Genomic DNA, 22800 nt, shown 5'->3' with positions numbered 1-22800 from the left:
TCCCCGGCGCATCAAGCCCCCGGGGAATGAGGATCCGCCACCCCGTCCTCAAAGCGCCGGCCGGCCAGGGCCGCCGCTTCCGCATCCAGTTCGCTGGCCGCGCCCTGGGTGGTCAGGAAATCGCCCACCATGACGCCATCCCCGCCGCAGCGCAGGGCCCGCACCTTGGCTGCCACATCCGGAAAGCACAGCTGCCGGCCTCCGCACAGCCTGATCGCCGCCTGCGGAAGCAGCAACCTGAAGCAGGCCACGATGGTTGCTGCTTCCTCGCTGGTCAGGGACTCGCGCCAGGCCAGGGGGGTGCCGGGGATGGGATACAGAAAGTTCATCGGCACACTTTCCACGGCCAGTTCCGCAAGGGAAACAGCCAGCTCCAGGCGCTGGGCCCAGGTTTCCCCCAGGCCGAAAATCCCGCCGGCGCACACGGCCATGCCCGCGGCATGCCCGGCCCGGATGGTGGCCGCCCGCTCCTCCCACTGGTGCGTGGTGCAAATGGATGGGAAAAAGGACCGGGCCGTCTCCAGGTTGTGGTGCAGCATTGAGGCCCCGGTAGCGTGCAGCTGCCTGAGGGAAGGCTCGTCAATGAGACCGGGAGAAATGTCACAGGCCAGGCCCGTCTCCACCACGGCGCGGATGCCCTCAACCCAGGCCGGGAGATCGCGCGGCGCAACCCCACGTCCCGAGGCCACCAACCCCAGGCGCGTTGCCCCGGCGTTCCGGGCCCGAATGGCTGCGGCAGCGATGGCCGCGGCGTCCAGAAACCCGTGTGCCTCCACTTCCGTGGGATGATGGGCAGACTGGGCGCAAAAAGCGCAATCCTCGCTGCAGGCACCGGTGCGTACGCTGACGATGGCGCATCGGGAAAGCACCGCAGGCCGCACCAGGGTGGTCACGGTCTCGGCCAGGGCTTGCACTGCGGCCGGCTGCGCTTCCGCCACCGGCAGCAGGGTGGCAGCCAGCTGTGCCACGCCGGCAGGGGCGCGCAGCTGCTCCAGCCAGCGCCGGGCCAGGGATTCGCGCACGGCAATCGTGTCATCATGCGTTGGAAAAATGGTCAAAACCTGATCCTGACAATTTGGAATCATTACAGAAGACACCCGGCATCTCCACAACCTCGCCAATTTCCAGGGCCCCGGGAATCGCCGCCTGCAGGTCGGCCAGGGAGGCCGGGGAGACCGCCGCCAGCAAGGCATAGTCCTCCCCGCCCTGCACGGCCTCCTGCACCGGATCCAGCCCTGCCGCAGCACAGGCGGCCCGGAGCTCGGGATGCAGGCAGGCCGGCTCAAGCTGCAGCCGTGCGCCAAGGGGCATCGGAGCAGTCGGGGCCATCGGGGAATTCGAGGAAGTCGGGGAGACGGTCTGCTCCTGTCCAAAGGCCAGCAGCCGCGGCAGGTCGCGCGCCAGGCCGTCGGAGATGTCCATGCAACCATGCACCCCGGGAATGGCCGCCAGGGTGAGCCCAAGCGCCACCTGCGGTTCGGGACGCAGATGCGCCGCAGTGCAGGCCGGCCAATCCTGCAGCGCGTCCCGGCCAAAGGTCTCCAGCAGCCGCAGCCCCTGCCGGGCCAGTCCAAGCTGCCCGGAAGGCCCCAGAACCACCAGCCGGTCGCCCGGTTGCACGGGTCCCCGTCGCAACAGCGGCAGCCCCGGCCCGGGACGGCCCCAGATGGTCAGGGAAAAACCCAGAAGCGGGGCGCCGGACAGATCGCCCCCGGTCAAGGCCACCCCCTGCGCCGCGGCATGCGCGGCCATGCCGGAAAAAAGCGCATCCCAGAAAGACCGAGGCAGGTTTGGTGGCACCATCAACCCGAGGCTGAAGCCCAGGGGCTGGCCACCCATGGCTGCGATATCGCTCACATTCACAGCCAGGGCCTTGTGCCCGATGTCCGCGGGGGAAAAATAACCGCGCCGGAAGTGCACGTCTTCCAGAAACAGGTCGGTGGAGAGACAGATGGCCTCGCCCATGCTCAGGATGGCGCAGTCATCCCCCCGGCCAAGGACGACATGCCCGTGTGCGCGGGGGAAGTGGGTGTCGATGAGGGCGAGAAAATCGTCTTCGGAACGAACAGGGCCGGCCGGCTCCGTGGCGGCGGCGGAGCCCTGCAAGGACGAGGGGGCTGGTGACGAGAAATGTGACATTGCGACCTTGTGAGACTGGGTGAACCGGCCTGAGACGGCGTGAGCCGGGGCGGCGACTTCCGACGCCTCAGGGCATGGGCAACCCAAGGAGGGCGATGGCCTCGCGCACCAGATTTTTTGCCAGAAAGGCATCGGCCGCCCAGTTCAGCAGGATGAGGGGAATGGCGTACAGAAATCCGCGAAAAAAGGCCGGCACGCCCTGCGCCACAGTTTCAATGATACTGGTGACCGGCCCCGTATCAAAGAGGCTCTCGTGCTCCCGCAACGTGGCCAGGGTGGCCACTTTTTCAAGAAACGCACAGAGCACCGCCGGGATGACCAGCCACAGCCCCCAGACCATCCAATAATGCTGATCAAAAGGAATTTCCTTGTCAAAATACCGCAGTACGTGCTGCCCGAAGCTGGTGAACACGGCAGCATACAGCACGCCCAGGGGGACGTAGAGGAGATATTGCAGCGACTCAAGCATTGCCCTGTCCTTTTCTGCCCGGCCTGCCCGGCCAGGATGCCGGATGACAGATGAACGCTGGTGATACGTGACTGGCGCTTTGTATTCTATGAATAATTTCAAAAAAGAACAAGACCGGCCACGCCGTTTCAGGCCTTGCCACACACCTGTAACAACAGGTGATTCAGAGCGGCCATGTCCACAGGCTTGGCCATGTAGGCATTCATGCCCGCTGCAAGGAAGCGTTCGCAGTCTCCGGTCATGGCATGAGCGGTAAGCGCCACCACAGGCACATGGCGGTTGGGCGCATCCAGGGGGAGCGAGCGAATCCGGCGGGTGGTCTCCACGCCGTCCATTTCGGGCATCTGCACATCCATGAGCACCGCGTCCACCTTTTCGCGAGCAAGCAGAGCCAGAGCCTGGTGCCCGTTGGCCGCTTCCAGGATGTCGCAGCCGAGTTTTTGCAGAAAGCGAACCACCACCAGACGATTCACCTGCTCATCCTCCACCACCAGCACGGTGCATGGGGCAAGGGACCTGCCCGTCGCGGCGGCTGGATTGGCGCCTGCCTCGGGGTGGCCGTTTCCGGCTGGCGTACGCGGCCGCGCCATCCCCAACTGGCCTGGGCAGGGGGGGCAGGTTTCCCGCTGGCCCGGCTCCAGCTGGTCCGGGGTTGCGCGTTCCAGGGGCAAGGCCAGATGCATCCGGGTGCCGCCGCCTTCCTCCTGCCGGCCAAGGACACACAGCGAGCCGCCCATGAGGGTCACCAGCCGTTTGACGATGGCCAGCCCCAGGCCGGAGCCCCCGCTTTTTCGGGTGTATACGTCCTCGGCCTGGGTAAAGACGCCAAAAACCTGATCAAGCATGGCGTCCTCAATGCCCGGGCCCGTGTCCGAAACCTCCAGATGCAGCAGGGTCCGTTCCGCGTGCGTTCCCGGGTGCGGGCTGGCCCTGGTGGCGTACACCTCCAGGCTGACGGTCCCCTGGGCGGTGAACTTCACGGCATTGGAAACCAGATTGTACAATACCTGGCGCACGCGGCCGGCATCGCCCCAGAACAATTCCGGCACCTCCGGATCCACCTGCAGGATAAAGTGCAACCCTTTGCGCCTGGCTTCGTGCTCAAACAGCGAGGCCACAGGTTGGATGACCTCGACCACCGGGAACACCGTCCTGGCGATGGGCAGCTTGTCCGCCTCAATGCGGGAAATGTCCAGAATGTCTGAAAGCAGCCGCAACAGGATGCCGCTGGTATGCTGCGCAGCCCCGACGTATTCCTGTTGTTCCGCATTCAGGGACGTGGTCTGCAGCAGTTGCAGCATCCCCATGATGCCATTCAGGGGCGTGCGGATCTCGTGGCTCATCACCGCCAGGAAGGAGGATTTGACCATGCTGGCCCTTTCCGCGGCGTCCTTGGCCTGGGCCAGGGCCTCCACGTTGCGAAGGCGGGAGACGGCCATGGCAAAGAGATCGGCCAGGGCCCGGACCGCGGCGAGGTCGTCATCCGTGTACTCGCGGCCGGGGTTGGCGATGGCGATGAGCCCCACGGGCTCCTTGCCGATCACTGCCGGCACGGCCAGAAACTGCTCCAGCGGCACGTGGCCCTTGGGAGTTCCCAGAGAGGCCGGATGGGAAGCCGGGTTGTTCACATAAAAGGCCTGGCGGGTGTTCAGGGCATGCCCCCACAGGCCGGAGTAGCCTTTCTCGCCCTTGGGAAAGACGATGGGCGAATTCTTGAGTTCGCAGCGATTCGCCGCCATCATGGGTGTCAGGGTGTGGCTGCACATGTCTCCCGTGACGGGGTCAAGGGTGGCCACAAAGCCGTACTGGCTGCCAGTGGCGGCCATGGATTGCTCATATATTTTGCCGGCCACATCCTGAAGGGTGATGCCATAGGCCGTGATGGCCCTGGCGATGCCCGCCTGCGCCTGATTGAAGGCCGATTCGCGACGCAGCCGCTCTTCTGCCTTGCGGCGCTCGTGCACCTCGTTGGCCAGGAGCGTGTTTTGTGCCGCCAGGACGGCCGTGCTCCGGGCCACCTGCCGCCGCAGCAACACCGTCAGCCCAAAAAAGAGCACGGCTGCGCCGATGGCGGCTGGCAGCAGTTGCCGCAACCAGCGAGGGGTTGACTCATGCGTGGAGCTGCCCAGCCAGCGCCGCAGGGACTGATGATAGACCGTATCTGCCCCGGCCAGCAGGGAGGCCACCTCGGGATCAAGCTGCCGGAGCAGGCCCTTGGGATCGCCTTTGGTGACGGCAAACCGCATCTGGATCGGATTAAATATGATGGGGGTGGGCTGCAGGTCGTGCCCTGGCCCGTGCGTGGCGCCGTACACGCGGTTGACCACGCCAGCCTCCACCTCGCCTTGCTGCGCAGCAGAAAGAATCAAATGATACTCAGTATAGACAGGATCAAACGGCATGCCAAAGGATTGCATGAGCGACACAAACGCCTCGGCATGGGTGTCCTTTTCCTGCAGGGCCACCCGCTTGCCTCGCAGGGCCGTCAGGTCGGAAATGGTGTTTCCCTTGCGGGTGAAGACCTGCCCCCAGTTGAGCATGAGCGGCCGGCTGGAAAAATCCATATCCGCCTGCCGCGCTTCGCTAAAAGCCACGGCTGGCAGCAGGTCGATGCGTCCTTCCCTGACGCCGGCGTACAACTCTGGCCAGGTTCCCTGTATGTACTGCAGCTTCCAGCCGGACCGGCGGGCCACTTCATGGAGCACATCCGCGAACAAGCCTTCGGGACGCCCCTGGGGGCCCATGCTGAAGAGCGGCGCGTTGTCATAGACCCCCACCGTCACGTCGATCGGCGGCAGTCCGGCCGGGCTGTCGGCAAGACCTCTTGCGGGCAAGCCCACAGCCAGCAGGCAGAGACTCACCATCAGCAACACGTGCCTCAGGCGCCCAGTTGGTCTTCTCATCTCGCCCCCCCCCCCGACCATTCACATCGGCCGCGGAACCGACCCTGCCAGAGACCGGCCAGCAGCCGGCCAGGTCATGATAAACTGCGCCCCCTGGCCGGGGGCGGAGGTTGCGTGGATACGCCCGCCATAATGCTCCACAATCTGCTTGCAGATGGCCAGCCCCAGGCCCGTGCCTTTTGGATGGGGCGCCTGCTCCGGGTGCTCCGTTTGGCAGGCCTGGAAGAACCGATCAAAAATGTGGGGAAGATCGTCGGGATGGATTCCTTTGCCGGTATCCTCCACCCGGGCTTCCAGGCCGCCATCGGCCAGCCCGGCCACCACCACACGAAGCCGCCCGGCCTGAGTGAACTTGAGCGCGTTGCCCATGAGATTCAGGAACAGCTGCACCATCCGGTCATGGTCGGCAACAATCACCGGCGCGTGCGGATCCAGATCCAACTCCAGGCGGACTTCCGGTCGGGCGGCAAGTTCGCCCTGCAGGGTGGTCGCAGCCGCGCGCACGGCATCGCCCAGCTGCATGGGGGCGTCGTTCCAGACGTAGCCTTCCGCCTCGATCTTGCTCAGATCCAGCAGATCATCCACCAGTCGGGAAAGCCGATGTCCCTCGGCCTCGATCACCCGCAGGTTCTCCAACAGAATCCTGGCACGCTGCAGGGCCAGAGGGTTGTTGAGCAGGGCCGGGATGATGTGCCGGTTTACGTTCTTGACGGCCAGGGCGGCAAAGCCGAGGACAGAGGTGAGCGGGGTGCGCAGCTCATGCGAGGCAAAGGAAAGAAAGGCGCTTTTGAGCTCGTCCAGCTCGCGGAGTTTGTCGTTGGCCTGCTGCAGATCCTGCGTGCGCTGGGCCACCATGCGCTCCAGGGCGTCGTGGGAGAGCCGCAAGGCGTCCTCGGCCTGACGGCGGCTGGTCACATCACGCCAGGCATTGTACAGCAGCCGCTCGCCATGCAGGGCAATGGGCATGAGAGAGACGTCAATCACCCGCGGGGCGTTATTGAAGGTGAAGCAATGCCATTCGAAGCGATGCATGCCCTGCTCCCAGGCCCGGAGAATATGCTCCCGGCCAACCTCCACGGAGGGGCGGCCATCCGGTTGCGTGGGGGGCGAAAAATCAAAGGGCGTGGCCCCCACAAGCTGGCTTTTGTCCGTACCCTCAAGCATTTGCACAGCGGCCTGGTTGCACTCGATGAACTGTTCGCCGCGCAGCAGCAAAATGGGTTCGGCCGATTCCATGAACAGCTTGCGGAAGGTCTCCTCGCTTTCCCGCAGGGCCTGTTCCTGACGCTGGCGGCTGCGCTCGTAGTGCTTCAGCAGCCCGAAAAGCAGCAGCGTGGTGACCAGAATGAACAGCAACCCCTTGGCCCGGCTCACCAAAAGCAACAAATCCGGGGTGCTGCGAAAGGCAATCCCCATCAACTCATCAGAGAGCAGAATCCACAACATCCCGAACGCACAGTAGATTGCCGCCAGGCTGAAGGGCTTCAGCTGAAGCATTTTCACTCCATTATTCACGACACCACCACAAGCATGCGCAACGCAACACCCGGCAGCGTCTAACTGTATATGCTGTACTCCATTTTTTTCGTGAGTGGAAGCAGCCCATACTTTCCGTTGCAGTCCGGGGTGATCCCTTGCAGCAAGGCTTTGACAGGCCGTGGAAAGGATGAATATAATCAGCCTCCCGGCATCCTTTTTCCTGGAGCGATCCATGTCCACCCCGGCATCCCCGTCCCCTTCCACCTGTGTCGCCTCTCCAGACAAGGAAGTCGCCGCCCGGCTCAAGGGTCTGCGCGACGCCCTGGATTGGTCCGCTGAAACCATGGCTGCCAAGTCCGGCGCCAGTCTGGAAGATGTGCTGCAGTACGAAAGCGGCACCTGCGAAATTCCCGTCAGCCATCTGTTCAAGGTTGCCCAGGCGGCCGGGGTGGATTTGACGGATCTGCTCTCCGGGCACGAGGCCCATCTGCGCCGCTTTACCCTGGTGAAGAAAGGCCAGGGCGCGCCAGTGGAGCGCCGTTCGGCCTACAACTACCTGAGTCTGGCCTCCCGCTTTACCCACCGGGCCATGGAGCCTTTTCTGGTGACCGTGCCGCCCTGCTCCCGCGACGACCTGCACCGCAATGCCCACCCCGGCCAGGAGTTCTGCTACCTGCTCGAAGGCCGTATGGAGGTGTTGCTGGAGGGTGAGGCGGTCATCATGGAGCCGCACGACAGCCTCTATTTCAATGCCATGATCCCGCACGCCATGCGCGGCCTGGATGATGCGCCGGCCACGTTCCTGGATGTGATTATCTAGTCCGGATCCCTTCCCCCCTGTCAGGCAGCTCCTTTTTCTCCCTCACTTTCAACGTCCTGCGAGCACCCCCATGTCCCCCGTTCAGCGACTTGAGCCCGCCTCGAACAGTGAATTTTTCCGCGACCTGAAAATCGACGTCCCCGCAGATTATAACTTTGCCTACGACTTTCTCGACGCCGAGGCCGCCATCGATCCCACCCGTCCGGCCATGGTCCATGTGGACGATGCCGGCGTGCGCCGCGAGTACGATCTGGCCTTCTTTTCCACCCAGTCCACCAAACTGGCCAACGCCCTGCAGGCCCTCGGCGTGGGCCGGGGCGACCGGCTCATGCTCATTCTGAACCGCCGGGTGGAGTTCTGGGTGGCCATGCTGGCCCTGCACAAGCTGGGCGCCGTGCCCGTGCCCTCGCCAGCCCTGCTGACGCCCAAGGACATCACCTTCCGCGTCCAGTTCGGCAAGATCAGGGGCTGCATTGTGGAAACCGGGGTCACCCCCCGCGTGGACGAAGCCCTGCCCAACTGCCCCACCCTGGCCGTGCGCGTGCAGGTGGGCGAGGGGCGCGTGGAAGGCTGGAGCCATTACGAGGATATCCTGAATTCCGCCCCGGCCACCCCGCCCGTGCTGCCCCGCAAGCCCGGCGGCGAGGATCCGCTGCTCATTTTCTTCACCTCCGGCACCACGGGCATGCCCAAGATGGTGGCCCATGCCCACACCTACGCCCTCGGCCACCTCGTGACCGGGGTCTACTGGCACAACCTGCGCCCCGGCGACCTGCACCTGACCCTGGCGGACACGGGCTGGGGCAAGGCGGTCTGGGGCAAGTTCTACGGCCAGTGGATGGCCGGGGCCACGGTCTTTACCTGGGATTTTCGCGGCAAGTTCGAGCCCCGGCGGCTGCTGGAGATGCTCAGCCAGCACAAGATCACCTCCTTTTGCGCCCCGCCCACGGTCTACCGCTTCCTCGTGCGGGAGAAACTGAGCGACTTCGACCTCTCCGCCCTGCGCCACTGCACCACCGCCGGCGAGCTCCTCAACGACGGCGTCTTCCTGGCCTGGAAGGCTGCCACCGGCCTGCCCATCTATGAAGGCTACGGCCAGACCGAAACCACCCTGCAGCTGGCCACCTTCCCCTGGATGGAGCCCAAGCCCGGCTCCATCGGCAAGCCCACGCCGGGTTGGGATCTGGTGCTGATGAACGAAAAAGGCGAGCCCTGCCCCCCTGGCGAGGAAGGCGAAATCTGCGTGCGCTGCAACGAGCCCGTGCTGGGGCTCTTCCAGGGCTACCTGGACGAACCCCAACGCACCGCCGCCGCCGTCTATGACGGCTGGTACCACACCGGAGACAAGGCCTGGATGGACGAAGACGGCTACTTCTTCTTCCTCGGCCGCACCGACGACCTGATCAAAAGCTCGGGCTACCGCATCGGGCCGTTTGAGGTCGAGTCCGCCCTCATCACCCACGCCGCCGTAGTGGAAGCCGCCGTCACCGGCGTGCCGGACCCGGAACGCGGCCAGGTGGTCAAAGCCACCGTGGTGCTCGCCCCGGGCTTCTCACCCTCGGAGGAGCTGACCAAGACCCTCCAGGCCCACGTCAAAACCGTCACCGCACCCTACAAATACCCGCGCATCATCGAATACGTGGAAGCCCTGCCCAAAACCATCAGCGGCAAGATCAAGCGGGCTGAAATCCGCCTGCGCGATGAAGGCAAGGACGTCGAAACAGGCGTGTAAGGAAGCAAGGCCACACACCGCAGTGGGATACCACTCTTTGGTATCCCACTGCGCCCGGGCCGCAGCACACCGGGCCGCAGCACACCGGGGCGCATCCCCTGGGGCCAGCGTCAGGCGCCGGCCACCACGAGATTTTTGCCCTGGGCCTTTGCCATGTACAGGGCGCTGTCCGCGGCGTTCAAAAGACTGCTCGGCGAGAGGGATTCACTCGGCTGCACGGTGCTCAAGCCGATGCTGACCGTCAGAAACGGCTCCACCGGTGACGTGGCGTGCGGGATGCGCAAGGCCTGCACGGCTTCCATGAGCTGGTGCGCAATGTCCCGGGCCATGGCCGTATCCGTGTATGGCAGGATCACGGCAAACTCCTCGCCACCATAGCGGGCCACAAAATCCCCGGCCCGGCGGAGCGTGCATTGCAGGGCCTGGGCCACCCTGCGCAGGGCGGCATCCCCGCCGCCATGGCCATATGTGTCATTATATTCCTTGAAATGATCGATATCCACCAGCAGCAGGGCCAGGGGCAGGGAGGAGCGCAAGGCGCGGCGCCATTCCCGGTCCAGATATTCATCAAAACGGCGCCGGTTGGGAATCTCGGTCAGGGCATCCAGAAAGGCAAACTTCTCCAGCAGTTCCTGCTTGCGTTTCATCTCCAGATGCAGGGCCACCCGGGCCCGGACCATGGGCGGGTGAAAGGGCTTGGTGATGTAATCCACGGCCCCGACGCTGAAACCGCGCGTCTCATCCATCACTTCCGACACCGCCGTGACGAAGATGACCGGGATGTCCCGCGTCTGATCGTTCTCCTTGAGGGCCTGACACACCTGGTAGCCATCCATGCCGGGCATGAGAATATCGAGCAGAATGATGTCTGGCCTGGGCTCCTGCGCGGCCACTTTCAAGGCGCGCTCCGGGTTGATGGCTGCGGCGATCTTGTATTCGTCCTTGAACAACTCCATGAGCAGCTCAATGTTCTGTTTGTTGTCATCAACCACCAGGAGTTTGGGACGCATGTCACAGACGGTCATGTCAACATATCCTTTCGAAGCCCCGCGGCCAGGGCGTTAATGCAATCAATGGCACCATCAATATCAAAGTTATCCAGGCAGCTGTCCAGTTGTTCCAAGAGCCCGCCCCCGCGGCCGGCACCGGCCAGCACGGGCCTGAGCGTCTGAAAGGCGGCCACCCCGGCATCGAGATCATCATCCAGCTGCCGGGCAAGAGCCTCAAGCTGCTGCACCAGGGTGTTGTGATCCAGATGCTCCAGGGGCGCGCCCGTTGCGGCGGGTGCGGTGTCCTGCTGCGGCAGGCCTCCGTCCGGCCCGCCCAGCGCACCCAATCCTCCCAGCACCTCGGCCAGGGCGGCTTCGAACGCCAGCCACGGCGGCGTGTCCGGTACGGCCGCGCCGTCGTGCAGCTCCAGCTCCACCACCGCAGCGGCGTCGGAAAGCGTCAAGGCGCCAATGTTTCCGGCCACACCCTTGATGGAATGGACCAGACGTCTGGCCTCATCCGACTGTCCGGCCTCAAGCTCCCGACGCAGCCGGGCTGCCGCATCGGCATAGTCCCTGGCAAAGGAGCGTAACAGCCGCAGGTAGAGCGCCGTATTGCGGTTGGCGCGGTAGAGCCCGGTGTCGAGGACAATCCCCGGCAGCTCGGCGGGCAGGGCCTCCAGGCCGGTGGCGCCAGTGGATGGAAAAACTGGCGGGACAGGCTGGGGCGTTTGGGATGCCGGCACCAGGGCCTCCTCCCGCCCCTTTCTCAGGCTGATCCATTTGCCCAGGGTTGCGAACAATGCGCCGGGGTCGATGGGCTTGGTGAGGTAGTCGTCCATGCCGGCGCCCAGGCAACGCTCCCGGTCGCCCTTGAGGGCGTGGGCAGTCATGGCGATGACAGGCAGGGTGTGGAAGGCCTCCAGGGCCCGAATGCGCCGGGTGGCCTCAAAACCATCCATCTCCGGCATCTGCACGTCCATGAGCACGGCGTCAAAGGCGTCACGCCCGCGCGCCTGCAGCAGCTCCAGGGCCATACGGCCATTTTCCGCCGCGGTGACCACAATGCCTGCCGTGCACAGCCATTCGATGGCCACTTCCTGATTGATGGCGTTATCTTCCACCAGCAGCACCCGGGCCCCGGCCAGCTCCGCCCGGCCCTGCTCCTGCGCGCCCGGCGCCTCGGGAGCCGGCGCTGTGAGCAGGTGCGCGGTACGGCCGAACAGGCTCATGATGGTATCGAACAGCAACGACTGGTTGACCGGCTTGTGCAGGAAGGCATCCAGCACGGCGCTCTCGCTCTGGGACAGCAGATCCTCGCGGCCATAGGCCGTCACCATGCAGACGATGGGCGTGCGGTCCAGTTTCAGATCCTGTTTGATACGCCGGGCCGTCTCCAGGCCATTCAGGCGCGGCATTTTCCAGTCCAGGAGGATCAGATCATAGGGTTCGGCAGCTTCCCGGATCATCTCCAGGGCCTTTTCCCCGCTCACGGCAGTATCCGCATGCATCTGGAAGGAGGTCAGGATGTCGGCCAGGATGCCCAGGGAGGTCCGGTTATCGTCCACCACCAGCACGCGCAGGCCCCGGAGGTCCCGCGGGGTGCGCGGGGTAAGCTGCCGTTCGGCCGGCTGGCGGGCCAGACGGGCCGTGAAACTGAAGACACTGCCCTTGCCCGGCGTGCTGCGCACCGTGAGCGCCCCGCCCATCAGCGCGGCCAGCTGTTTGCAGATGGCCAGCCCCAGGCCCGTGCCACCGTACTTGCGGGTGGTGGAGCTGTCGGCCTGGGTGAAGGAGTCGAAAATATGCTCCAGACGTTCGGGCTCGATGCCGATGCCCGAGTCGTGCACGGAAAACCGCAGGAGGACGCCATCCTGCGCAGGGGGACCCCCAACAGCTGAACCAGGCCCTTCCGCCTCCAGGGCCACAGTGACCACCACCTCGCCCTTGTCCGTGAATTTGAGGGCGTTGCCAGCCAGATTGATCAGCACCTGCCCCAGGCGGACGGGATCGCCGATCAAAGCCACGGGCACGTCGCTCTCAATGGAAACGGCGAATTCAATGTCCTTCTCATGGGCCCGCAAGGCGAACATTTCCGAGAGCGTGGTCATCACCTCATAGAGCGAGAATTCCGTCCGCTCCAGTTCCAGCCGCCCGGCCTCAATTTTGGAGAAATCCAGAATATCGTTGATGACCGCCAGCAGGGACTGGGAGGCCACCTTGATTTTTTTCAAATGCTCCCGCTGTGTTGGGGAGAGGTCCGAGCGAATGACCAGATCCGTGAGGCCCATGATGGCATTGAGGGGGGTGCGGATCTCGTGGCTCATGTTGGCCAGGAACTCGCTCTTGGCCCGGGAGGCGGCCTCGGCGGCCTGGCGCTCCTGCTCGGCCCGTTCGCGTTCCAGGCGACCGGTAATGTCCTGCACCATGCCTTCCACCACCTCGCCCAGGCGATGATCGTGCATGCGCTTGGCGTGCAGCTCCACCCAAAATTCCCCGCCATCCTTGCGCAAAAACCGCACGGACAGGCCGGCCACGCGTCCCTCCCGGGACAGGGTGTCCAGAACCCGGCGTCGGTCGTCAGGGTCCGCGTACAGCTGCGTCCCGATGTCCGTGATGCCGTTGATCAGCGCTTCTGGCGTGGCGTAGCCAAGCATCTCGGCCATGGCGTGATTGGCCGAAAGGAAGCGCCCCTGGGGGGTGGTCTGGTAGATCCCCTCCACCGCATTGTCAAAGATGCCGCGGTACCGCTCCATCATCTCTCGCAGGCTCTCCCGGCTCTGCTTGAGCCGGGCGGCCATGGCGTTGAGCTCGCTGGCCAGCAGGCCGATCTCGTCGCGGCTGGACACGTTGACGCGCTGGTCCAGATCCCCCTGGCCCATGCGCGCTGCCGCCTGGGCCATCTGCAGGATCGGCCTTGAGATGCGCCGGCCCAGCAGCCAGCCCATGGCCACCAGCGGGCAGAGCAGCAGCAAAAACAACCGCACGAACAACCCGTACAAATCCTGCAGGTAACGCTCCACCGCGGCAGCCGGAATGTCCACCCCGAGCACGCCGGCGCGGCGGCCGTCTGCATGGTAGACTGGCGCATAGCCGGAAAGCCAGGTGCCCCACTCGTCCGTGTAGAGGTGATGCTCCACCAGCGTGGCATTGAGCGTGGCGAACTCCGCCTTGAGCAGCGGGCTGGCATCCTCATAGAGGGTGCCCACATGGACGAAATCCTTGGGATTGGTCTCGCCATCCACGGCAAACTGGATCTGCCCGGCTGGCGAGGTGCGCAGGGTGTAAATATACCGGATATCGGACGAAGCGGCCTTGATTTCCTGCAATCGACGTTGAAAGGCATGGAACTGCGGAGAGTGCTCCCAGGAGGGGTCTGTCAGCTGCTCCAGCACGGCAGGATCGACCTGTCTGGCGGCAATGGACACGATATCATGCAGCCGCTGCCGGATATTCTGCAGCTCCTGCCGTTCTGCAGCCTTGAACAACACCACCGCCGTGGTTCCAGCCACCAGCAGCACAAACAAAAAAACCAGGAGGATGATCTTCTGGTTCAATCTCATCGCGGCACTTCCACCTGCTCTGCTTGCGACCTGTCGCACCGCCGGGGCTGCGCGTCACAGGTTCTTGTCGGGACACCTCCCAATACTAGACCATCTTAGCCAGCATTCATAGTCCCCACCCTCCGTAGAGCCCGCACAATGCGGCACGGCAGAGGATTCCGCCCCCACCGTGCCGCATATTCGAACGTGCAGCGTCCGTTAGTTCCCCTTGAGCGGGGCCTTGATGACATAGAGGGTGTTGCCGTCGGTTTTCTCGTCGGACAACATTTTCTGTTCCATGCCCTTTTCGTCGAGCCAGAGGGCAAAGTCGTCGTCATTGATCACGGCCACGGTGTTGTCATCCACGATCCACAAACCTTCGAGCTTGTCGTGGGGGTAGCCGTTGAGCTTGACCAGATCAGCCACCAGGGTCTTTTCCACAGGAGTGATGCCCATGGCGGCCAGGGCCTCCCAGCCGCTGTCCTGCACGGTCTGCTCCACGGTCTTGCCGTCGATGAGCAGGCCCAGGGCCTCATCCTGGCTGGTGCCGGCCGCCGTCACGCCCTCCAGATCCGTGCCGGTGGAGAGGTCGATACGGTACAGATGCTTCATGGCCTCCGGCTTTTTGCCGGCAAAGGCGCCGTCGCGTTCGATCAGCAGGAACTGCGTGGCCGAAAGGGCCGCAATGCCGGAGTTGGCGTTCTGGGGTTTTTCCTGCTTGTACAGATACTGCGCCACCTTGCCGGACTTCAGATCCACGGTGACGATGCGCGTGGCTGTCTGCTTTTGCACGGACTTGTCGGGGTTGTAGAGGGTGGATTGCATGAGCCCGACGAGGGTGCTCTCATCCGGGGTAATGGCCAGGCCCTCCATGCCGCGGTTGGCCCAGCGCTTGCCGAGCTCCGCAGGCAGCTTGATGCTGGCGCGTTCGTCCTTGGCGAAGGGATTGATGCGGCCGATTTCCTTGCCATCGGCATCATAGTGGACGATGTGCGGGCCGTACTCGTCGCTGACCCAGAAGCTGCCATCGGAGAGCGCCACAAGGCCTTCGCTGTCCAGACCGTAGTCGTCCAGGCGCAGAGGGTTGTATTCCGGGCTGGATTTGTCGTCGTTGAACGGCTTGTCCTGATGCACGAGGACGGGGGAGCCGTCTGCCAGGTAGGGCACTTCGCTGGTGCCGCCAAGGCCCTTGGGGTTGGGCAGGCCGGTGATGGGCGTGCCGTCTGGCCGGCGCAGGAGGATGGTTTTGACCAGGACCGCGCTGCCGTCGGACTTCAGTTCAAAGAGCCCGATGCGCGGAGTATAGTCCGGCGTGGGGAAATACTTGCCCTTGCCCTGAAGGCCTTCATGGTCGGCGTTTGGCCCGCGGTCGGTCAGGGCATAAAACTGGTTGGCGATGGTCGGGTGGGGAGCCATGTCCGAGCCGAAGCCGCCGTTGCGGAGCTCAATCATTTTTCCGGGGCGGGAGGCGTCGGGGATGTTGTTCGTGAGCACGCTGTAGGGCAGGGGCGCGCCGGTCAGCCCGATTTTGGCCAGGGCGGCGTCGCGCTCAGCCACGCCGGCCTTGTCCGCCCAGGCGGGCGTGGCAACACCGAGGGCCAGGCAAAGCGTGCCGGCGAGCAGCCCTTTGAAATTCCGATGCATGGTTCGACTCCTTCAGGATGCAGAGGATGGGGGGAATGCGCACTGTGTGCTCATTCTCCTGCCCCTGCTCTGCGACCAAACGACGTCGAACGTGTGACAAGCTGACGACAACGCATGGGCACACCGGCAGGCCCGCGTTGAACACCCGAGACACACCACCCACCAGCAAGGCTGCCATCTCCGCCGCCGCAGTCAGGAGTGCGCGGCGTCCGGCTTCAGCAGCGCGGTTTGCCCACGCAAGGCGGCTTCCTGAGGAGCGAGCAACCGGAGCCGCTGCCGCCGCAGCTGTTCCCCGCTGGCTCCGGCATACACCCCGGCCAGCTGCTCGCGGACACTGCGCTCGTACCCGTCCACCAGGGGCATGAGCCGTTGGCAGATGGCCCGGATTCGCGGATCCGCCGTATTGCGCGCCGTTTCAGCCAGCAAGGCCTGCACAGCAGGCGGTGTTGCGTCAAACGCCGCCACGGTGTTGGCATCTGGATGCTCAAGCAGCTGCCAGGCCCTGTCCTGCAGCGTCGCCATCTGTTGCCATATCTCCTGCGCCTGGATGGCGCCTGCATGCTTCGGCAAGGGGAGGCTCTGTCGCCCTGGGACAATCAGGTACCACATCGCTAAAAAGCATAAACTTATACCACAAAAAACCAGTACCCCTTGCCCATGGCGCAATCTGACACACCCTCCAGGTTCGGGATCGGCTGACGCCCCTCTGGTCATGGCACATTCCTCCTCACGTGTCCGGGCGCATGGCCCTGTGCTGCAAAGAGCGCGGCCCGCCAGCGCAAACGCGCAAGCGGGCCGCTCCATCAGGCAAGGCCGGTTCCGTTCCCATTGCTGGCGGAACCGTCCCCTGCAGTTACTTCTTGCCGGCGACGGGCTTGGCGTCTTCCTTTTTGTCTTCCGGCTTTTTTTCCTCGGCCTTCTTGTCTTCCGGCTTCACCAGCACCGTGGTGCAAGGGGCGGCAGGAGTGGCAGGAGCGGTGGACGCGAGCGCAATGGCCGGTTCGGCCAGGGCTTCGCCTTCCGCAGGCTGGGGCAGTTCGGGCTCCGTGGAGCTGACCTTGAAGGGCGCTTCCATCTCCGTCAGCACTTCATCCCGCCAGGACAATTCCAGGGAAAGCTTCTGCTTGCCCTTCTTGGCCTGCACTTCCAGTTCCAGCTCGATCAGTTCGCCCGGCTTGAGAGTGACGAACTCTTCACCACGCTGCACACAGATGGTGCGATCCTTGAAACTGGTGACCAGATCGGCAAGGAAGGTGGAAACCGATTCGAAATCCATGGCACCTTTGATGGCGAGGTTGCTCTTGCTCACGACACTACTCCTTCGTACTGCTTTGGGTAAAAAAACACTATTTGGCCACAACAATGGACGGCGTTGCTGCGGCGATTCCGCCTGCCTCGCCGGAATCCCCAACATCACCCTGCGAGGCAGGGCCTTCCTCCTCCGCGCACAGCCCCCTGGCCGGATGCTTGTCCGGCTCCAGAGACATTTCCTCAAGTTTTTTCTCGGCTTTCTTGAGAAATTTCTCCAGGGCCTTGTCCATGGCAGAGTCCACATCAAGTTTTTTTCCGAACCGACGGGATTGGTCCTTCGCCTTCTCAAGGCGTTCGGCGAGTTCGGCATCAATGTTAAAAATGACTCGCTTGAATTCCTTTTCCTTCTTGAACACGCTCATCACCCGCTTCCTTCCCTGGTCAGTTCATTGGCATTGGCAAATCATGCACAGTCTATTTTGCAGGAAACCAAATTTGTGCGTACAAATTTTGTACGACACAGGAGCAGATCTACACGACTCCCCGGATTTGTAAAGTGGAAATTTCTCACCGTCTGCCCCGGCGTTTCCCTGGCGTGCGACGCGAGGAGGCGCGGCCTCTTTTCTTCCGCCAGGATGCAAACGCAGGGCGCTGCAAATCCCTCCCAGCGGAAACCCTGAAATACAGCGTGGTTCACTGCACGCATGTCGCTCTTGTGTATTATTTCACAACCATGATCTTGCGACTTAACTTCCCAAAAAGAAATGAAGAGCTTGTGCAGAATGTTATAATTAAAAAATCCTTCACAAAATCATTTTGATGGGATAAAGCACTCCGAACTCTGGGCTGACCTGCAGCCCGGGACGTTCTTTACCGTTGTGATTCACCCCTCCTGAATTACAAGGAACTTGCGCTTTGAACAGACGATACGCGCCCATCATCACCGGCTGTGGCATCATGGCCTTGCTGGCCCTGGCCGGGCAGTTTGCACCGACGCCGTCGGAGCAGTTGCCCGTCCGATTGCGGTTTGACAACAAAGGCGGCGATGTCGTCTTCACCCACTCGCGGCATGCGGATCTGGGCTATGCTTGTGCGGAATGCCACCATGAGAGCCCCGCACCCAAGCCCACCCCTGTGCCCTGCGGCGCCTGCCACCCGGCCGAGTTCAGCCCCGCCTGGACCGCCGCGCATCAGCAGGAGCTCGCCCAGGATACCTGCACCCGCTGCCACCACGCCACGTTCGGCAAGCTGACCTGGAGCCACCAGGAGCATGTGGATTCGTACTCCAGCGGCTGCACGGACTGCCACCACGGTCCGGACATCGAGCCCGAGCCCATGGCCTGCAACAGCTGCCATGGCGACAAGGCCGACGGCAACGCCCCGGCCCTGCGCGAGGCTGTCCACGCCCGTTGCGAAACATGCCACAGTGATCTTTACGAAAAGAAGATCAAAGGCTGCACGGCCTGCCACGAACAGCTGCCCGGCACCCCCGGCGCGACCCAGCCAGCCTGCGCCACCTGCCATTATGACGCCGAAGCCCCCCTGCTGCCCACGCGCATGGAGGCCTTCCACGGCCAGTGCATGGGCTGCCATGAGACAGCCGGCGCCGGCCCGTACGGCGAAAAATCCTGTTCCCGCTGCCACACCCGGTGACGCCATGACCAGAGCTCAACTGAATACATCCGTGGAGATCAAGGAGACGCTGCGGGAGGCCCCCATCCCCGCCTTGGTGCGTATCCCCCTGGAACCCATCCACAAGGCCGTGGTCAAAAAGAAGCAGCTTGTGGCCTGCGGGGAAGTGATTGCCGAAACGGCCGCCCACTCGGCCCATGCGACAGGCTACGTCCACGCCACCATCGACGGCATGGTGGAGGACATCACCCCCCAGGCCATCGTCATCGGCCCCGCGCCGGCACCCAAGGAAGGCGAGGAGCTCCCGGTGCCTGCCCGGCCCAAGGCCCGCACGGACCTCGACAGCCTCAAGGATGACGCCCTCTGTCGCGTTCTCCTGGAGCTGGGTATCGATACCGGCAAATTCCGCCCTTCGCGCACGCTGGTCATCAACGGCCTGAACCCCGAGCCCGGCGTCATCGTCAGCGAATTCCTGCTCAAGGAAGCCAAGCCCACCCTGGAACGCGGCCTGGAATTGCTGGAACGCGCCATCAAGCCGGCCTCGGTCTTTCTGGTGCTGGCGGAATCCAAAAAGACCCCGCTGTACAGCTGCACCGTGGTCCCCTCCACGGACAAGTACCCGTACACCCTGGATCCTTTTGCGGTATACAAGGCCACCGGTGCGGAACACCCCGACGACGTGGATGTCATCAGTATTTCCGACCTCTACCGCGTGGGCCGCGTGGGCGAAACCGGCCTGCCCCTGCTCGAAGCCATGGTCTCCCTGAACGGCGGCGTATGGCGCGCCCGCACCGGCACCCCCCTGCGGGAGTTGTTGGACGCCGCAGACATCCCCCACGGCAAGGGCTGGCAGGTGGCGCTGGATGGCCCCATGCGCGGCGAGCCCGTGTGTGATCTGGCCATGGGGGTCCCGGAGAATTGCATGGCGGTCGTCGTCGTGCAGGAGGGCAGCTTCCCGCCCGTGGGCCCGAACCCCTGCATCAACTGCGGAGAATGCGTCCTGGCCTGCCCGGCGCGCATCAATCCCGGCATGCTGGCCCGTTTTGTGGAATTTGATCTGGTGGAAGAAACCCGCTCCCGGCACATCGCCGCCTGCCTGGATTGCGGCATGTGCGCCTTTGTCTGCCCGGCCAACCGGCCCATGCTGCAGTATCTGCGGCTGGCCAAAAAACAGCTGGCGGCCAAGGATGCGCAGATGGCCGAATGCCGGCTGACAGATTAGGCACGGGTTTCACCCGAACGCTGCGATGCGGAAGTCTCGACCCGGACGTTCGATTTCGACGTTTTGACAAGGACGACACCCCATGGCCCACGCCGAGCTTGCAAAATCCTTCCTTACCGCCAAGTCCGCCCCGTTCTGGCATTGCGGCCGAACGGTCAAGGGCATGATGACGGACACCCTCATCGCCCTGGCCCCGGCCATGATCATGGCTGTGGTGCATTACGGCTACCATGCCGTGGAAACCCTGGCCTGGGCCGGGCTGGCCGCGGTGCTGGCCGAGGCCCTGGCCCAGAAGCTCATGGGCCGCGAGTACACCGCGGATGACTACACCGCCCTGGTGGGCGGCCTCCTCTTCGCCTTCCTGCTGCCGGCCACGGCGCCGGGCTGGCTGGTGTTCATCGGCAGTGCGCTCTCCATCCTGCTGGGCCGCATGGTCTTTGGCGGCTATGGCATGAGCCCGGTCTGCGCCCCTGCCGTGGGCTGGTGCGTGATGACCATCTCCTGGCCGGATCTCGTGGATCTGAACGGCATGCTCCTGCTCTGGGACCGCGTGGAACCGTTGAGCGAGCTGAAGTACTTCGGCGTGGACGCCATTGCGAACATCAGCCTGCCCAGCCTGCTTTTCGGGAGTAATCTCGGCGCATTGGGTGCATCGCAGACCCTGGCGGTACTCGCAGGCGGCGTATATCTGATCTTGCGCGGGCAACTGCGCTGGCACATCCCGGTGTCCTTCCTGCTGGGCGTGTTCCTCACGGCACTTCTGTACAACCTCATCGATCCCCAGCTCTACGCCCCGCCCCTGTTCCATCTCTGCTCCGGTGGCGTGATGCTCGCTGCGTTCTTCCTGATGCCCTACCCCTCCTCCTCGCCCGTCTGGCCTGCAGCCATGCTGCTCTACGGGCTCTTTGGCGGCGCGGTGCTGGTGATCATCCGCACGTACGGCATCTACCCGGACGGCGCGGCCTTTGCCGTGCTGCTGGCCAATCTGTTCACGCCGCTCTTCGACCTCATCCAACCCAAGCCCTTCGGCGGGAGGTAGGCTGGCCATGATGGAACTTGTGCGCATGGTGGTGGTGCTCTCCGCAATCACCGGTCTGGCGGGCTTTGCCCTCTCCGGTCTGAAGGTCTGGACCGCGCCCATCATCGAAGAACAGGTGCTGACGTATGTGCAGGGCCCGGCCATCAAGAAAATCTTCGAGGATGCAACGAACGATCCCATCGCCGACCGCAAACTGCTCCCCGTGCCCGGTGCGGACGGCCAGAAGATCTTCCTCTTCCCGGCCATCAAGGACGGCAAGCTCACGGCCGTGGCCATGGAGGCTGCCGGCAAGGGCTATGGCGGGATGGTCAGCGTGATGGTCGGATTCGACGTGAATCAGGATAAGGTGGCCGGCATCAGCGTGACCACCCACAAGGAAACCCCCGGCCTGGGTTCGCGCATCGAAGACACAAACTTTACCAAGCAGTTCCGCAACCGCAGCCTGGAAAAAGTCGGGCTGAAGCGTGACGGCGGGGAGATTGACGCCATCTCCGGCGCCACCTTCTCCTCCATCGGCGCGTCGGACGCGGTAAAGCAGGCGGCGCAGTGGTACACGGCCCTCAAGGACGAGATCAAGAAGAGCTGGTAGCGGCGCACGCGCCCCGGCTGCCAAGGAGCATGGCATGGCAAGCATGATGCAAGAGTTCACCAAGGGTCTGTGGAAGGAGCTGCCGCCCTTCCGTCTGGTGCTGGGGTTGTGCCCGGTGCTGGCGGTGACCACCTCGGCCAACAACGGCCTGGGCATGGGCGCGGCGGTTATCTTCGTGCTGGCGCTGTCCAACGTCATCATTTCGCTGGTCCGCAACATCATTCCCAAAAAAGTCCGCATCGCCTGCTTCATCGCCATTGCCGCCTCGCTGGTGGTGGCCGTGGAAATGCTGATGCAGGCCTTCTCCTACCCGCTCTATCAGCAGCTGGGCATTTTCGTGCCGCTCATCGTGGTGAACTGCATCATCCTGGGCCGGGCCGAGGCCTTTGCCGCCAAGAACCCGCCCCTGCTCTCCCTGGCCGACGGTCTGGGCATGGGCATCGGTTTCACCCTCTCCCTGACCTTCCTGGGTGGCATCCGCGAAATTCTCGGCGTGGGCACCTTTTTTGGAACCAGCGTGTTCGGCCCCCATTTCAAGCCGTTCGAATTCATGGTGCAGGCTCCCGGTGCCTTCGTCTGCCTGGGATTGATCCTGGCCGGCATGAACTACCTGACCCTCTGGCAGGCAAAGCGCAAGGGACTGAACGTGGACCCCACATTTGATGCGGGGTGCAAGGGCTGCGCGGCCTGCCGCAAGTTGGACGAGATCGCCAGCCAGAAAAAGCTGGAAAAACTCCAGGCCGCCAAGGGCTAGGGGGAGTTGCGCATGGACATTTTTCTGCTGTTCATCTCTGCCATTTTCGTCAACAACATCGTCCTGGCCCAGTACCTGGGGAACTGTCCGTACCTGGGATGTTCCAAAGAAAAGAGCGTCTCCATCGGCATGGGCGCGGCGGTCATCTTCGTCATGATCATGGCGACCATGTTCACCTGGATCATCCAAAAGTATGTGATGCTCCGCTTTGGGCTGGAATACCTGCAGACCATTGTCTTCATCCTGGTCATTGCTTCACTGGTGCAGTTTGTGGAAATGTTTTTGAAAAAGGCGGCCCCACCGCTGTACAAATCCCTGGGCATCTTCCTGCCGCTCATCACCACCAACTGCGCCGTGCTCGGCGTGGCCATTCTGGTGCAGCGCAAGGAATTCGACTTTATGACCTCGCTGCTGTATTCCATCGCCGCGGGCGTGGGCTTTCTGCTGGCCCTGGTGGTGCTGGCCGGGATTCGCGAACGGTTCGTGATCACCCGGTTGCCGCGGTCCATGCAGGGCGTGTCCATCGGCCTGATCATGGCCGGGATCATGTCCCTGGCGTTCATGGCCTTCAAAGGCATGATCGCCTAAGGAAGGAG

The 22800-nt window shown here is 63.5% G+C and carries 19 protein-coding genes; 8 read left to right on the top strand and 11 right to left on the bottom strand.

Annotated elements, in window-relative coordinates:
• Positions 1–11: 11 nt before the first annotated feature.
• The 5 genes from bioB to ACYQ00_RS15345 form a co-directional block, all read right to left on the bottom strand.
• Positions 12–1058, bottom strand: coding sequence for a biotin synthase BioB (gene bioB, locus ACYQ00_RS15365; RefSeq protein WP_460032979.1), 1047 nt, complete (start codon positions 1056–1058; stop codon positions 12–14).
• Positions 1036–2139 carry a thiamine-phosphate kinase gene (locus tag ACYQ00_RS15360; protein ID WP_460032978.1) on the bottom strand — a complete coding sequence of 368 codons (1104 nt, stop codon included), beginning with the start codon at positions 2137–2139 and terminating at the stop codon, positions 1036–1038. The genes bioB and ACYQ00_RS15360 overlap by 23 nt, the downstream gene beginning before the upstream one ends.
• Before the next feature lie 67 nt (positions 2140–2206).
• Positions 2207–2608 carry a hypothetical protein gene (locus ACYQ00_RS15355; RefSeq protein WP_460032977.1) on the bottom strand — a complete coding sequence of 134 codons (402 nt, stop codon included), beginning with the start codon at positions 2606–2608 and terminating at the stop codon, positions 2207–2209.
• A gap of 128 nt (positions 2609–2736) precedes the next feature.
• Positions 2737–5472: a response regulator gene (locus ACYQ00_RS15350; protein ID WP_460032976.1), complete on the bottom strand. Its 2736-nt coding sequence runs from the start codon at positions 5470–5472 to the stop codon at positions 2737–2739.
• 60 nt (positions 5473–5532) lie between these two features.
• The gene (locus ACYQ00_RS15345; protein ID WP_460032975.1) at positions 5533–7008 is read right to left on the bottom strand and encodes a PAS domain-containing sensor histidine kinase; all 1476 of its coding nucleotides are present in this window, start codon (positions 7006–7008) and stop codon (positions 5533–5535) included.
• A gap of 214 nt (positions 7009–7222) precedes the next feature.
• On the opposite strand from ACYQ00_RS15345, the gene ACYQ00_RS15340 reads away from it, so the two are divergent.
• Positions 7223–7810: a helix-turn-helix domain-containing protein gene (locus ACYQ00_RS15340; RefSeq protein WP_460032974.1), complete on the top strand. Its 588-nt coding sequence runs from the start codon at positions 7223–7225 to the stop codon at positions 7808–7810.
• Positions 7811–7880: 70 nt separating this feature from the next.
• Complete coding sequence (locus ACYQ00_RS15335; protein WP_460032973.1) at positions 7881–9542, top strand: AMP-binding protein; 1662 nt, start codon at positions 7881–7883, stop codon at positions 9540–9542.
• Between the two features lie 110 nt (positions 9543–9652).
• Here ACYQ00_RS15335 and ACYQ00_RS15330 read toward each other — a convergent pair whose 3' ends face one another.
• From ACYQ00_RS15330 to ACYQ00_RS15305, 6 genes are all read right to left on the bottom strand, one after another.
• Positions 9653–10567, bottom strand: coding sequence for a diguanylate cyclase domain-containing protein (locus ACYQ00_RS15330; RefSeq protein ID WP_460032972.1), 915 nt, complete (start codon positions 10565–10567; stop codon positions 9653–9655).
• Positions 10564–14094, bottom strand: coding sequence for a hybrid sensor histidine kinase/response regulator (locus tag ACYQ00_RS15325; protein WP_460032971.1), 3531 nt, complete (start codon positions 14092–14094; stop codon positions 10564–10566). Before ACYQ00_RS15325 ends, ACYQ00_RS15330 begins: the two co-directional genes overlap by 4 nt.
• Positions 14095–14292: 198 nt before the next feature.
• A complete protein-coding gene (locus tag ACYQ00_RS15320; protein WP_460032970.1) occupies positions 14293–15717 on the bottom strand; it encodes an esterase-like activity of phytase family protein in 1425 nt (474 codons plus the stop codon).
• A 192-nt stretch (positions 15718–15909) separates the two neighbouring features.
• Positions 15910–16239, bottom strand: coding sequence for a hypothetical protein (locus ACYQ00_RS15315; RefSeq protein WP_460032969.1), 330 nt, complete (start codon positions 16237–16239; stop codon positions 15910–15912).
• A 331-nt stretch (positions 16240–16570) separates the two neighbouring features.
• Positions 16571–17026, bottom strand: a complete 456-nt coding sequence (locus ACYQ00_RS15310) for an amphi-Trp domain-containing protein (protein ID WP_460032968.1) — start codon at positions 17024–17026, stop codon at positions 16571–16573.
• A gap of 37 nt (positions 17027–17063) precedes the next feature.
• Entirely contained in the window at positions 17064–17390 is a 327-nt protein-coding gene (locus ACYQ00_RS15305; protein WP_460032967.1) for a hypothetical protein, read from the bottom strand.
• 493 nt (positions 17391–17883) lie between these two features.
• On the opposite strand from ACYQ00_RS15305, the gene ACYQ00_RS15300 reads away from it, so the two are divergent.
• From ACYQ00_RS15300 to ACYQ00_RS15275, 6 genes are all read left to right on the top strand, one after another.
• Positions 17884–18621, top strand: coding sequence for a cytochrome c3 family protein (locus ACYQ00_RS15300; RefSeq protein WP_460032966.1), 738 nt, complete (start codon positions 17884–17886; stop codon positions 18619–18621).
• 4 nt (positions 18622–18625) lie between these two features.
• Positions 18626–19822 (top strand): 4Fe-4S dicluster domain-containing protein, encoded by a 1197-nt coding sequence (locus ACYQ00_RS15295; protein ID WP_460032965.1) that lies wholly within the window; start codon positions 18626–18628, stop codon positions 19820–19822.
• An 82-nt stretch (positions 19823–19904) separates the two neighbouring features.
• The gene (locus ACYQ00_RS15290) at positions 19905–20861 is read left to right on the top strand and encodes an RnfABCDGE type electron transport complex subunit D (RefSeq protein WP_460032964.1); all 957 of its coding nucleotides are present in this window, start codon (positions 19905–19907) and stop codon (positions 20859–20861) included.
• A gap of 7 nt (positions 20862–20868) precedes the next feature.
• Positions 20869–21450 (top strand): RnfABCDGE type electron transport complex subunit G, encoded by a 582-nt coding sequence (gene rnfG / locus ACYQ00_RS15285; RefSeq protein ID WP_460032963.1) that lies wholly within the window; start codon positions 20869–20871, stop codon positions 21448–21450.
• Positions 21451–21484: 34 nt separating this feature from the next.
• Entirely contained in the window at positions 21485–22204 is a 720-nt protein-coding gene (gene rsxE / locus ACYQ00_RS15280) for an electron transport complex subunit RsxE (protein ID WP_460032962.1), read from the top strand.
• A gap of 12 nt (positions 22205–22216) precedes the next feature.
• Positions 22217–22792 (top strand): electron transport complex protein RnfA, encoded by a 576-nt coding sequence (locus tag ACYQ00_RS15275; RefSeq protein ID WP_460032961.1) that lies wholly within the window; start codon positions 22217–22219, stop codon positions 22790–22792.
• Positions 22793–22800 lie beyond the last annotated feature (8 nt).

The sequence above is a fragment of the Megalodesulfovibrio paquesii genome (assembly GCF_054653055.1).
Note: the sequence above shows the minus strand (reverse complement) of the source record. Positions and strands in the feature narration are given on the sequence as shown.

Bases quoted from the DNA above. Each gene is read 5' to 3' on its own strand.
- ACYQ00_RS15360 (WP_460032978.1), bottom strand. From the start codon at position 2,139: ATGTCACATTTCTCGTCACCAGCCCCCTCGTCCTTGCAGGGCTCCGCC.
- ACYQ00_RS15355 (WP_460032977.1), bottom strand. From the start codon at position 2,608: ATGCTTGAGTCGCTGCAATATCTCCTCTACGTCCCCCTGGGCGTGCTG.
- ACYQ00_RS15350 (WP_460032976.1), bottom strand. From the start codon at position 5,472: ATGGTGAGTCTCTGCCTGCTGGCTGTGGGCTTGCCCGCAAGAGGTCTT.
- ACYQ00_RS15345 (WP_460032975.1), bottom strand. From the start codon at position 7,008: ATGCTTCAGCTGAAGCCCTTCAGCCTGGCGGCAATCTACTGTGCGTTC.
- ACYQ00_RS15340 (WP_460032974.1), top strand. From the start codon at position 7,223: ATGTCCACCCCGGCATCCCCGTCCCCTTCCACCTGTGTCGCCTCTCCA.
- ACYQ00_RS15335 (WP_460032973.1), top strand. From the start codon at position 7,881: ATGTCCCCCGTTCAGCGACTTGAGCCCGCCTCGAACAGTGAATTTTTC.
- ACYQ00_RS15330 (WP_460032972.1), bottom strand. From the start codon at position 10,567: ATGACCGTCTGTGACATGCGTCCCAAACTCCTGGTGGTTGATGACAAC.
- ACYQ00_RS15325 (WP_460032971.1), bottom strand. From the start codon at position 14,094: ATGAGATTGAACCAGAAGATCATCCTCCTGGTTTTTTTGTTTGTGCTG.
- ACYQ00_RS15320 (WP_460032970.1), bottom strand. From the start codon at position 15,717: ATGCATCGGAATTTCAAAGGGCTGCTCGCCGGCACGCTTTGCCTGGCC.
- ACYQ00_RS15315 (WP_460032969.1), bottom strand. From the start codon at position 16,239: ATGGCGACGCTGCAGGACAGGGCCTGGCAGCTGCTTGAGCATCCAGAT.
- ACYQ00_RS15305 (WP_460032967.1), bottom strand. From the start codon at position 17,390: ATGAGCGTGTTCAAGAAGGAAAAGGAATTCAAGCGAGTCATTTTTAAC.
- ACYQ00_RS15295 (WP_460032965.1), top strand. From the start codon at position 18,626: ATGACCAGAGCTCAACTGAATACATCCGTGGAGATCAAGGAGACGCTG.
- ACYQ00_RS15290 (WP_460032964.1), top strand. From the start codon at position 19,905: ATGGCCCACGCCGAGCTTGCAAAATCCTTCCTTACCGCCAAGTCCGCC.
- rnfG (WP_460032963.1), top strand. From the start codon at position 20,869: ATGATGGAACTTGTGCGCATGGTGGTGGTGCTCTCCGCAATCACCGGT.
- rsxE (WP_460032962.1), top strand. From the start codon at position 21,485: ATGGCAAGCATGATGCAAGAGTTCACCAAGGGTCTGTGGAAGGAGCTG.
- ACYQ00_RS15275 (WP_460032961.1), top strand. From the start codon at position 22,217: ATGGACATTTTTCTGCTGTTCATCTCTGCCATTTTCGTCAACAACATC.